The sequence below is a fragment of the Bartonella sp. OC16QHHD genome, assembly GCF_042194035.1.
Classification (GTDB): Bacteria; Pseudomonadota; Alphaproteobacteria; order Rhizobiales; family Rhizobiaceae; genus Bartonella.
This window is the reverse complement of record NZ_JBHIMJ010000027.1, coordinates 1-12,480: the sequence shown is the minus strand read 5'-3', so window position 1 is coordinate 12,480 and position 12,480 is coordinate 1. Positions and strand designations below refer to the sequence as shown.

The 12,480-nt window shown below is 41.7% G+C and carries 10 protein-coding genes and 1 pseudogene; 10 read left to right on the top strand and 1 reads right to left on the bottom strand.

Annotated features, from left to right (window positions below):
• Positions 1-1,152 (bottom strand): tyrosine-type recombinase/integrase (locus tag ACFIK1_RS03815; RefSeq protein WP_375662127.1); only part of this gene is annotated, 1,152 nt, incomplete at its 3' end.
• A gap of 172 nt (positions 1,153-1,324) precedes the next feature.
• Here ACFIK1_RS03815 and ACFIK1_RS03810 point away from each other — a divergent pair.
• The 10 genes and pseudogenes from ACFIK1_RS03810 to ACFIK1_RS03765 all read left to right on the top strand — a co-directional run.
• Positions 1,325-1,729 (top strand): annotated as a pseudogene (locus ACFIK1_RS03810) (hypothetical protein); the annotation flags it as partial.
• 1 nt (position 1,730) lies between these two features.
• Complete coding sequence (locus tag ACFIK1_RS03805) at positions 1,731-3,188, top strand: hypothetical protein (protein WP_375662126.1); 1,458 nt, start codon at positions 1,731-1,733, stop codon at positions 3,186-3,188.
• Complete coding sequence (locus ACFIK1_RS03800; RefSeq protein WP_375662125.1) at positions 3,188-3,745, top strand: hypothetical protein; 558 nt, start codon at positions 3,188-3,190, stop codon at positions 3,743-3,745. The genes ACFIK1_RS03805 and ACFIK1_RS03800 overlap by 1 nt, the downstream gene beginning before the upstream one ends.
• A gap of 1 nt (position 3,746) precedes the next feature.
• The gene (locus tag ACFIK1_RS03795) at positions 3,747-4,670 is read left to right on the top strand and encodes a hypothetical protein (protein WP_375662124.1); all 924 of its coding nucleotides are present in this window, start codon (positions 3,747-3,749) and stop codon (positions 4,668-4,670) included.
• Between the two features lie 40 nt (positions 4,671-4,710).
• Positions 4,711-6,063 (top strand): hypothetical protein, encoded by a 1,353-nt coding sequence (locus tag ACFIK1_RS03790; RefSeq protein WP_375662123.1) that lies wholly within the window; start codon positions 4,711-4,713, stop codon positions 6,061-6,063.
• A gap of 1 nt (position 6,064) precedes the next feature.
• A complete protein-coding gene (locus ACFIK1_RS03785) occupies positions 6,065-8,134 on the top strand; it encodes a glycine zipper family protein (protein WP_375655549.1) in 2,070 nt (689 codons plus the stop codon).
• Positions 8,131-8,781, top strand: a complete 651-nt coding sequence (locus tag ACFIK1_RS03780; protein WP_375662122.1) for a transglycosylase SLT domain-containing protein — start codon at positions 8,131-8,133, stop codon at positions 8,779-8,781. The genes ACFIK1_RS03785 and ACFIK1_RS03780 overlap by 4 nt, the downstream gene beginning before the upstream one ends.
• A gap of 12 nt (positions 8,782-8,793) precedes the next feature.
• A complete protein-coding gene (locus tag ACFIK1_RS03775) occupies positions 8,794-9,798 on the top strand; it encodes a phage tail protein (RefSeq protein ID WP_375638658.1) in 1,005 nt (334 codons plus the stop codon).
• Positions 9,799-9,806: 8 nt separating this feature from the next.
• Positions 9,807-10,820 carry a phage tail protein gene (locus ACFIK1_RS03770; protein WP_375621736.1) on the top strand — a complete coding sequence of 338 codons (1,014 nt, stop codon included), beginning with the start codon at positions 9,807-9,809 and terminating at the stop codon, positions 10,818-10,820.
• A 7-nt stretch (positions 10,821-10,827) separates the two neighbouring features.
• Positions 10,828-11,913, top strand: coding sequence for a phage tail protein (locus ACFIK1_RS03765; RefSeq protein ID WP_375662121.1), 1,086 nt, complete (start codon positions 10,828-10,830; stop codon positions 11,911-11,913).
• The last annotated feature ends 567 nt before the right edge of the window (positions 11,914-12,480 follow it).

Sequence of the window (12,480 nt, the reverse complement as noted above, 5' to 3'; positions counted from 1 at the left end):
GACATAAGCCGCCCATTTATCCATATAAACGCGGCGCTGTTCTAAATAGTCAGTCCGACGATAGGCACGCTCTACTTTACCGCCTACTGTATGACTTAGAATAGTTTCTGCGACTTCATAAGGGGCATCGGTTGTTTCAGCGAGCCAATCACGTAAACTAGAACGAAATCCATGGGGGCATGCCTCAATTTTATTGTCTCTCATATATTGAGCCATACAATTTGCAGCGAGGGGACCCCGACCGGTTGCAGAAAAGAAGAAATCATTGCGAGAAAGCAAGCGCGCTTGTTTTAAGATTTCTAATGCTTCTGATGATAGAGGCACGCGAAACTCTTCTGTAGTATCACGTCGACCTTTCATATTTTCAGCAGGGATTGTCCAGATATCGCCATCAACTTGGTCTTTATGAATATGACACAAAGGGTTGGTACGAACGCCTGTCAAAATAAGCAAACGCAAAGCCAGTTGTGTTAAGGTTGATGCTTCGCAAAGTGTTTTATAAAAGGCAGGGACATCTCTCCAATCCATAGCTGGAAAATTTTGCGTTTTATGGCGTTGTTTACCTAAGAGAGCGCGTGCTTTTTCTGTTGCTTGTAAATCAACATCCAAACCCAAAGCAGCCGCATGTTTGAGACAAATATTAAGGCGGGTAAGAGCTTTATCAGCTGTTGCTGCTTTTGTATGCCAAATGGGAGCAAGTGTATTGCGTATCTCTGTTTGTGTAATCTCTGAAACGGGGAGGCAACCTAATTTGGGGAGAATATGGAGTTTTAAGGGTAAAAACCAACGCCCATCTTTACCATCTCCTTTTAGTTCAGCTTTACGGCTTTCAAAAGCATCCAACGCGATATCTTTTAAATAATGGAGATTACTTATTGCCTCACGCTTTTGTTTATTGCGTTCTTTAATGGGGTCACGACCTTCACGAAGAACAGAGCGCCACCCAGTTGCCAATTCACGGGCTTGTTTTAAAGAGACATCTCTCAAGGCACCCAAGCCCATTTCACGGCGCCGCCCATGAATGGTAAAACGGTAAATCCATTGAGCACCTCCATCTTTACGCTTATGAAGTAACAAGCCGGCACCATCATTATATTTGCCAGCTCCCAATGTTGCGACAGCCCTTGCATTAAGACGGTTCATAAGAGCCATTTTTAGTCCTTTCTTATACAAATTTTATCCATACACTCATCCCACTTGTTATGTACAAATGAGTGGTTTTAGTTGATTCAAGATAAACAGATTTGAAATGAGAGAATCTTACGTTATTCGGGATTCTAATTCAATATGAATAACGCTATATTATCATTATAAATCAATGTGTTATCTGAGTTCTGATCAACATCATAAGTTTGCCTTGGAATGTAAGGACCATGTTTCTTTAGAGCCTTTGTTATCATCAGAGCAGCAAGGAACGCCGGTTTGTTACAGTTATTTTGATAGGAAATTACATCTTTATCCCACACCGGATAAAGCCTATCAGATTCAACTCATTCTCTCTCCATTGCGTTTATCAGAGATAGAGAGTGTTGATGAGGAGCATCCATGGTTTGTGCACGCGTTTGATTTGATTAAGGCGCGTGCAAAATACGAACTTTACAAGAATATCCTTAAAGAACCCGATTGTGCAACAGCAGCGTACAATGACTTTAACGAACAGTTGCATGAATTGCGTGCAGAGACGTCTCAACGTCATAACGTCACTCGAATAATTCCGACGGATTTCTAATATGGTTTATTTTCCAATCGCTGATTACAGACCAGATGTTGCGGTTGTCAACGGCAGTTTTACGGATATGCTTGTGAATGTTTTACCGGCTGATGGCTGTTACATTCCGATGCCTAATGCAATGGTAGTGTCTCATGCTTTAGAAGAAAAGCCGTTGGGGTGCATAGCCTTTAGAAGTGGCAATGGTGTTAAGATAATCGTAGGAGGAGCCAAAAAGCTTTACAGTTATGATAGTCAAACGAAGGGTTGGAAAGACATAAGTCAAAGTGGTGTGACCTATCAAGCAAATGAAGAGAATAAATGGTCGTTTGCATTATTTGGTGAAACTATTATTGCGGTGAATAAAAATGATAAACCACAAGTCTTTAATACTCATAGCTCTGAACGGTTTGAAGATTTAGGAGGCAATCCCCCGAAAGCAGGATTGGTGAAGGTTTGGGGTGATTTTGTTTGTTTGATGCAATTAACAGATCATCCCAATCGCATCCATTGGTCGGGTTTGAATGATGCAACTCATTGGACGGTAGGTGATAAAGATTGTTATTATCATAATTTTAATGATGGAGAATATGTTCAAGGGGCAACGGAATCGAGCAATCCCCTCGTTTTTTTGCGTTCTGCTATTTATGCTGGTTGTTTTACGCTAGGCTCTAAAGTCCCCTTTATTTTTCAAAAGCTTCAAGACAAGCGTGGATCCCGCAGTGCAGCCTCTATAGCGTGTCGTGGGAGTGATGCTTTTTTTGCTGGTGATGGTGGCTTTTATCAGATGAGTTTGGATGGTCAACTTTTGCCGATAGGCTTTGAGAAGGTTGATAGAACAGTTTTTAAAACCTTTGATAAGTTTGCTCTTGATGAGATGCAAGGGGTTATAGATCCCATTGATAACCGGATTTACTGGTCCTTAAAGAGAGGCAATAACGAGCAAACGACCTTTGTTTATGATTGGGGATTGCAGAAATGGTCGACGCTACAGGGAAAACCTTTCACGTTGTTTCCAGTATTTACGACAGGTTATACTTTAGAACAGTTAGATGAGATCTCGATCAATCTTGAGTCCTTGCCGGCTTCTTTAGACAGCCCTCGTTGGCAAAGTGGCGCCCCAATGCTTGGTGCTTTTGATGATGAAAATCGGCTTGTTATGTTTACGGGAGCACCGATGGAGGCAACGGTTGTTTCGCAAGAATTGGGAGCACCAGATGGAAGTTTTAACTTTATCACGAAGATGTTTGCTGAAGTTGATACGACGGAAGGTCTTTTAAGCATAGGAGAGCGTCGGCTTCGCAATAATCAGACACCGATTACATGGCACCAAGAGAGGGCATGTTCATATGTCACGGGTGCTTATCATGGTCGTTCGCGCAATCGTTATCACCGCTTTAAATTGCGTATTCCTGAAGGTGTTCATTGGAACCAAATCACAGGATTTAATGTGGATTTACGTCCTTTAGGCAGAGGGTAATGGCAAAAGTCTTTTTGACCACGTCTTGGGATATGGAGCGTATAGCGCCTTATCTTGAAGACATCATTGCATCCTTTAGAGAGTATGTAGAGCGTTTCAAACATGAAATCACGTTGCAAGAGCTCCTTGAAGCGATTTGCAGTGGCAAGAAACAGTTATGGCTTGTTTTGGATGATNCGCCTTATCTTGAAGACATCATTGCATCCTTTAGAGAGTATGTAGAGCGTTTCAAACATGAAATCACGTTGCAAGAGCTCCTTGAAGCGATTTGCAGTGGCAAGAAACAGTTATGGCTTGTTTTGGATGATGACGAGCGCTTTTTAGCGGCATTCACGACCCAGATACAGCAGACAGTTTTAGGAAAGAAGCGCGCACTGATTTGTGAATGTAGTGGCAAGGGCATTCTTGATCAAGTTGACAATTTGCAAGTTGTAGAGGATTGGGCGCGTGAGAATGGTGCTTCTGAAATGGAGATCTTGGGTCGTTTAGGTTGGAAGCGTGCACTAACCAAGCAAGGCTATGGCATAGCTATGCTTTATTATAGGAAGGAATTGTGACATGGGGAGCAAGACACCAACAACGACAGAACAGAAGCAGGTACAAACAAGCGCCCCTCCTGCTTGGATGCAGAATGTCTTTAAGCGTGGGGGTGCAGATGCGTATAACATGTATGACACAGGGATGGGTGGTAATGTTTATGGTGGTCCTCGTGTAGCGCCGTTAAGTGATCAAACGCGCTATGGAATTGGTGGTCTTGGAAGTATTCCTCATCATTATCAAAATCGCTCTTTGATGAATACAATCTATAATCCAACGTCGGCAGCCATGAATCTTCGACATATGGCCTCTGGTGGTATGATGGGAGAAAATTCGTATTTCAAACAAGCACTTCAAGAAGCATTAGATGATTCAGACACTCAAATTAACAGATATTTCTCAGGTATTGGTCGTTATGCAACTCCTGATCACAGAGAGGAAGTGCGGAAAGGAAGAGATTCTATATACGCTCGTGCTATGTTAGAGCAATATAATCGTGATGCGGACCGCATGATGCAAGCCAATGCCATGATAGACCAAGCCAATCAAAATCAATTGGGCGCCTCAAATAACTTCTTACAGGGTTATGGGAATGCCTATTCCAATGCCATACAAGGGGGAGGTGTGCTTGATGCCCACAATCAACGCCTTGTTGATGCCAATAGAGAACGTTGGCTGGAACAAGACAATAGCGGTTGGAATAGGTTGAATATGCTTATGAACGCCGGTCATGGCTTTGCAAGAAATTACGGTACGACAACGAATAATCATACAATCTCTAAGATAGAGGGCAATAATCCGTGGAAAAATGTAGGGACTATAGGTTCTTTAGCACTTCAAGCAGCACCGATGGCTTTTGGTTACATGGCAGGTGGTCCAATGGGAGCAGCGTTGGCAGGAGGAGCATCCAAGTTTTTTTTAGATCACATGAATAAGAAACAATAGCTGTATAATCATTAAACGATAATTTTAAAAGGATAGCGTGATGGCATTTCCATTATTATTTCCATTAGCTGGGGCAGCTTTTATGGCAGCAAGAGCTGCGCCTCATGTTTTTAGGTATCTTGCTCCTAAAGCGGTTACAGGGGCGAATAGATTGGGACAATTAATAACAAAGAACCCCGTGGGGAAATTCGTAGCAAAGTATCCAAAAACCAGTGCAGTTATGGGTGTGGGGTCAGCCATTGAAAGTATGATGACACCAGAGAAAGCAGATGCTCCAAACAACCCTTATTTACAGAGTATGCTGAATCCATATGGACCATTTATGCCCTATACGGCTCCTAGAGCGGAAATGCCTCTTGGATTTGATCAACATCCACCCATGCCAAATGCACTAGAGAGTACTCCACAAGAACTAAAACCTCATGTTAATGAACAAACGCAACCATTAGCACCCGCTTCCCCAACACCGACTCCTGAACTGACAGATGCAGAGAAATTTTTACAGTCCAATACTTATAAGTTTTTTCAATCAGATGCGTATCAGAAGCTCAAAGATCTTTTTGCAGGTATGGCGGCAGCACCTACAGATGGTTCTGGATGGGATGCGCTTGCAAGTGGTGTGAAGCATCTTAATGAAGGAGATAAGGAAAGAGGGCAGGTTAATCAGACTGTCGAGTATCTAAAGTCCAAAGGCTATAGCGAAGAAGAAGCGCGGTTCATGGCTGGGAATAAAGATGCATTGAATGCTTTTCTATTACAAAAAGTGAACGGCGGTTATGATGCTAGATCTAAAGAAGAAATGGACCGCCTACGAGAAACAATAGATCTTAAAAATAGTGAAGCTATCAGTAGTAATACACTCCATGACATTGAACGTTTTATGAATTATATAGAAGAGAATGGTGATTGGGCTACGGGAAATCTTGCTGATTGGCAAGCTTCTTTTAAGATTCCTCAACACCGTGATATGCGTTCACTGCTTGATTCCATTAAAAACCGTATAGGTATTGACCGTTTAGAAACGATGAGACGGTATTCACGCAATGGTGCTTCTGGTTTTGGTAACCTTACAGAAAGAGAGCTTGATATCTTAAAGAGCTATTTAGGAGAGATAAAGTACGACTTGGGTCATAAAGAGCTCTTGTTTAGGTTGAAAAAAATCCATCAGATTTTGGCTAAGATGAAATTAGACGTATTGAAATTGCTAGAAGACAGCAGCATTGAATTAACGCAAGAGAGTGTTGATAAGGTTACCTCACAGTCGCATTCTAAAGCTCCACAGCAAGGACGTAATGCTTTGCCACTTGTTACCAGCAAAGAAGAGGAAGATGCATTGCCTTCCGGTGCACGCTTTATTGGTGAAGATGGAAAGATAAGGGTTAAAGGGGCTTAAAATGGCATATATTCCTTATTCTCGCATTGTTGATGATGTATCCGATAATGATGGTACGTCTTCGGTGAAGAACAGTCGTGGTAATCAAGGAAAAAAAACAACGGGTTATATTCCTTATTCCCCTCTTGTTGATGATGATACGGCTTCATTTAATACAAAATTTACAGCAGATGATTTTTCATTTGATGATAAAGATCTTACGTGGTCGGATGCTGTTAGAAGCCATGGTACATCTGGTCTTACAGCAGGTTATAGTGATGAGATACAAGCGGCGAATGAAGCGGGTTTTATAGATTATTGGCGTGGTGATAAACGAGCAGAGGAGATCTATAATAGAAGGGTAGCTAAGGAGCGCGCTTACCTAAAAGCTTTGGAAGAGAAACATCCATGGTTATCTTCTGGTGCTTATATTGCTGGTTCGATTTTACCAACATTAGCATCTTTGGGTATTCCAGCATTAAATTTTTTGCGAGCAGGTTCGACTTTAGGAAGTTTAGGTAGGGGAGCTATTGTTGGGGCAGGTTCTGGAGCTTTACATGGTTCTGGTGCAGGAAAAGGTTACAATGATACGGTGAATTCGGCATTAGCCGGTGGTGTTGGTGGGGCAGTTTTGACGCCGGTTGCTGCTTTAGGAGGTATAGGTATTTCTAAGGCAGTTCGTAGTTTAGGAAATGCTTTAAAATCGCCTCCACTTATAAGGAATTATTTTAATCCTGCTCGTAAAGAGGTTTCAAATAAAGCTTTGAGAGAAGTTGCCAAGCAACTTTACGATAATAAACCCCAAAAGATCACGGAACGTCTTAGCTCAGAACCTCAGGAAGTATTTTTGACAGATATTAATGAAAAACTACGACAGACTTTGTGGAATGCGTCTAAAACAAATGAAGATGTTTATAATCTCTTGAAACAAGCACATGAGAAAAGATTGGGAGGTTCTGTTCAACGTCTTTATGATATGATGGAGCAGACAATTGTTCCATACCAGCATAGCGATACTTTAAGCAGGACGCTTAAACAGCAAGGGAAAGAAGCGCATGATCATCTTTATGAACAAGCAAGGCAAACGCCGATAGGACGAGAGTATTATCCGGCTCTTAATAAACTTTTTGAAAATAAAGGGTTTCAAAAAGCTCTTAAAGAAGCTGTCAATACTTTAGAGGAACACCCTCTCAGTATAAATCCTAGAAGGTTTTATGATAGAAGATTTAGCAGTATAACCTATAAACCTACGATAGAGTTATTAGATCAAACTAAGCAGTCTCTCGATGATTTAATCGAAAAAAGTAAGAAACATGGCGATAACCAAAAGATTTTAGGATACGAAGTCCTCAAACAAAATTTGGTAAAAATAATGGACGAAATCTCTCCTACTTATAAAGCAGCACGCGGTAGTGCAGCAAAATTCAAAAACTTTGCAGATAGCTTTGAGGAAGGTAGACAAGCTTTTGGAACAAAGCTTGAAAAGAGTTTTGAAAGGGATGCAGTTCAGGAAAATCTTTCTAAAGGGAATTGGACAAAACAAAATAATACCTATCAGATGGGTATGAGAGATGCCTTAGATGATTTACTCAGAAAAAATGATGACCCTATTAATGAATTTTCTAAACTTTTAAAACAAAATCTTGCGTCTGAGAATCTTGAAAGGACCATAGGACCGGAACGGTTTTCTACTTTTAAAAAGGCAGTAGATCAGGAGCAATTCTATTCTGATGCAGCAAAAGAGGGTTTTAGCAAATTTGAAGGCACTCCTGAGGTTTCTCTTTTTGATGGAGTTCGTGTACCACATAGTATTCCTGATATACCAGCTCAAGGCTTAAAATTAGCACGAAACATATTTTTCCACCCGAATGCTCCAGAGGCGCTACGGGCAAGACAAGAGCTAGAGCGCGGTATAGCGAAGTTAGCAACTTTTGGCGTTAAAGGAATGGAGCGCAATGAAATTGCCAAATTGATTCAAAGTGCTTTGAAGTGGCATAAAGCCGGTGTGATAACGGATGAAGGCTTGAAGATTGTTTCTAGAGCTGTAGCAAAAGGGTTAGGTCCTAGTGCTTCAATAGAGTACGCGAAATGACCCGTTCTAGTCCTTCTGTTAATCAAGCGATACGGCAAACGGCAGCGCGTTATGGTTTGCCAGAGAGTTATTTGTACCGTGTTGCGCAAGTAGAAAGTGGAGGCAATCCGAATGCAAGGAATCCCCGTTCTTCTGCGGGTGGGTTGTATCAATTTATAGACAGCACCGCCAAACAATATGGTTTGCAGGATCGTTTTGATCCCATGCAAGCGGCAGATGCCATGGGGCGGTTGACGCTTGATAATCGCAATCATTTAAGCCGCCTTTTGGGAAGAGCGCCTAGTGAAGCGGAATTGTATTTAGCACATCAACAAGGTGCAGGAGGAGCCGCGCGGCTTCTTCAAAATCCCCATGCCAATGCGGCGCAAATTGTTGGGAGCAATGCGGTTGGCTTGAATGGTGGAAACAACGCTATGCGTGCAAGTGATTTTGTCAACCGTGTATTACAGATGTATGGGGGGCAGCCTCATAGAGCAAGTCCTACAGCGCAGGGTGGCATTAGAAATAGAGACAACTTGTTAGAGGTTTTAAGGGCATTATTAGCATCACAAGAAGAGGCTTCGGAAGAAGAAGAGAGTGATGATGATGATAATCCTTTGATGACGCAATTCATGCGGGCATTTTACGGACCATTTTACAGAAGCTAGGATTCACGAGAAATGTCAACGATTTATGATTGGTCGCTTAGAGCGTCGGATAATACGCGCGTGGATAATTTGATTGATTGGTCCGAAGGACAGCATCCTAGCAGTGTGAACACAAGCGCCCGTGTGATGATGCAGCGCGTAAAGGAATACTTGTCAGACACGGGTGGAGAGCTTGAAGGCATTGTTACAAATGATCATGTCCAACAAACGAGTGTGATAAGACTTCAAAGCCAATCGCAATTTTTAGAGTATAAGAATGGTATCGTTTTGCGCTTTATGGCTATGGGTAAGAATGTTGGAGCGACCACGATTGTCTTAAATGCTTTAGATGGCAAGCCGGTTTATAAAGCAACAGAAACGGGTTTATCGCTTTTATCAGGGGGGGAAATCCAACAAGGGTGCATTTATACATTGTTTTATAATGGAGATCATTGGCATCTTGTTAATCCTACCCCACTCCCTTTAGAAGAAGAAGAAAGCAATCTTTATCCCACGGGTTTTATAGGAACGTTTGGAATGCGCGGGATTCCAAAGGATTGGTTAATTTGCGATGGGAAGGCTTATTTGCGTCGTGATTATGGTGATTTATTTGAGACGATAGGAACGGTTTGGGGAGAGGGTGATGGCGCCACGACATTTAATGTTCCCGATTTTCGAGGGATGTTTTTACGGGGGCTTGATGGAGGGCGCAATATTGATGAGGGGCGTTCTTTTGCAAGTGTGCAAACAGATTTAATCGAGTCGCATCAACATCAAGGACAGAGCCTTTCGATGTCTCATTTTACCAGCAACGAAAACTTTTGGGATGGGAATACGACGGATGTGTTGGGCTATCGTCTAGGCTTGTTTGGGGGGAGCTCTCTAGCGAATTTTATGGGCATAGAGCGTGAGAATTTAGGGGGCTACATTGTAAGTTCTCATACTCTTGATGAGAACCAAGAGGTTGTTTTGGAGAGCACTGGTGAAGGCGAGACGCGTCCAGTAAATGTGAGTGTTCTGTTTGCGATTAAGACATGAGGTGTAAGATGTCGACGATCTATGATTGGTCTTTAAATGCCTCCTTGAATGCCTATTGTGATGATTTGATTGATTGGTCAAAAGGACAACGTCCTAGTAGTCTGAATAATAGTGCTCGTGTGATGATGCAACGTGTGCGTGAGTATTTATCGGATACGAGTGGTGTGATTGAAAGCACTTTTACGGTTGATGCTGAACACCAGACGACGTTGATAAGACTTCAAAGCCAATCGCAATTTTTAGAGTATAAGAATGGGATATCAATTTATTTTAAAGCGAAGGGCAAGAATGTTGGGGAAACCGCAATTGCCTTGAATGATTTGGCGGCTAAACCTGTTTACAAGGCGACGGAATTAGGTCTCCGTGTTTTATCGGGAGGCGAGCTTCAAAGGGGGTGCATTTATAGCTTGGTTTATAGGGATCATGCTTGGCAAGTTTTAAATCCTACGCCTCTCTCTTTATCGCAAGAGCCGGTTATCCCTGTTTATCCACTAGGGACGATAGGGATTTTTGGGATGCAAGTTTTGCCAGATGGCTGGTTACCATGTGATGGGAAGGCTTATTTGCGTAGTGATTATCCTGCTCTTTATGAAGCGATAGGGATCAGGTGGGGAGGCGCTGATAGTTGGACGAAGTTTAATGTTCCCGATTTGCGTGGTGTTTTTTTACGAGGTGTTGATGATGACCGCGAGATAGACCGCTTTCGTTATCTTGGCACTTTACAAAATGACGCAATGAGAAAGCATGACCATGGGGGTCAATCCTTTACGATTTTGAATGATGAAAATCAGGAAGAGAGTTGGCATGGTGATATGACGATCATCTGGGGATATGTGTTGAATGACCAGCAAAGGTTGAAGCTTGCTGAACGTTTGGGCGTGAGGGCAGAGGATATACGCGTGCACCATAAGCTCGCCTTTCCCCATTCCCACCTTCACATGCGTGATGTTGCATTGGCAAGTTCAGGTATAAGTGAGACGCGCCCGATTAATATGAGTGTTGTGTTTGGAATCAAGACGTGAGGTTTAGATGTCCACGATTTATGATTGGTCTTTAACAGCATCTGAGAATGGTGGTGCTGATGCTTTAATTAATTGGTCAGAGGGACAGCACCCTAACACGGTTAATAATAGCGCTCGTTTTATGATGCAACGGGTAAGTGAGTATTTATCGGATACGGGGGGTGTGCTTGAAGGGATTGTGACGGTTGATAATAACCAAAAGACGAGCGTGATAAGGCTTCTAAGTCAATCGGCATTTTTAGAGTATAAGAATGGCATATCGGTTTGTTTTAAAGCGAAGGGCAAGAATGTTGGGGCGACAACAATTGCTTTAAATAATTTAGCCGGTAAGCCCGTTTATAAGGCAACAGAAACCGGTTTATTAGCCTTATCGGGAGGAGAGATACAAGATGGCTGTCTTTATACGCTTGTGTATGATGAAGAGCTTACGGGTTGGCAAGTTCTCAACCCGACAAGGGGCAAAGTTTCTTCCTTAAAACGTTTACCTTCCGGTCTGATAGGACCGTTTGCAATGGAGCGCTTGCCAGATGGTTGGTTGCCATGTGATGGGAAGGCTTATTCGCGAAGAACGTATAGAGCCTTGTTTGAAGTAATAGGGACGACGTGGGGAGAAGGGGATGGCGCCACGACGTTTAATGTTCCCGATTTTCGAGGAATGTTTTTACGGGGACTTGATAATGAACGCAATTTAGACCCTTGGCGTTCTTTTGCAAGTATACAACCCTGTTCTTTAAAAGCGCATGAACATTTTATAGGTCCGGAGTCATCAGAAGGTCTTTCTTCTCGAAAAAAACGGGATGTTTCTTCTACTGAAGCGCCCGTGACAAGGCGAAAGAGAGCTATAGACGAAGAGTGTGTAGGTTTGAGTGGGGATGCTTTGGACAAGTGTAATCAAGAATTTGACCAAATAGCAGGAAGTCCACAGGTAGAGACTCCCTTTTGGTTTACAGAGTCACATTATACAAAAAAACGCAATAAAGTCAATATGTTGTTTGCAATTATTTTATATGAATCCACTCAAGAATCCATCTTTTTATACGTGATTCATTTGATCATTTTTTATATAAGATTGCCATGCATGAATAGACCATAAAAAGCAAATCATGATGTAAGTATTATAACGCATGTGTGTATTCAAATGAAATGAAAAGCCGATATCATTCATAACAGTTCATAAATTTTATGATACGTTTTTATCACAGCACAAATCACATTGTTTTAAATTTAGTCGTTTGAAAATATCGATAACATACGTTTAAAGATCACATCTTGTTTTAAAGATTGGATTGTTAATCACATAAAAGAGCAAATTAACATTCGCCAAAATTGGCGAGCGCAAAATAGAGAGCTGTCATAACAGCATCATCATAACACCGAACATTTTAAAGATTGCATAAAAGGATTTAAAGACAAGATCGATTTTATAACCACGGTATTTTTTTACCGAGGTAGGAAATAAAGGTCATGAAATTCAAATGCTATATCTTATGAAATGAAAAGCCTTTTAATGAATAGATTGCAGGCTAGTCTTTAAGAATGGAACTATTCGCTTCCACAAAAAAATGGAAGCAAATAATGCCATGGCAGTAGAATTACTATCTACTTTAGATTTGGTACTAAAAACGTTTTAAAAGTTATAGTTTAAAAATACGAAACCAAA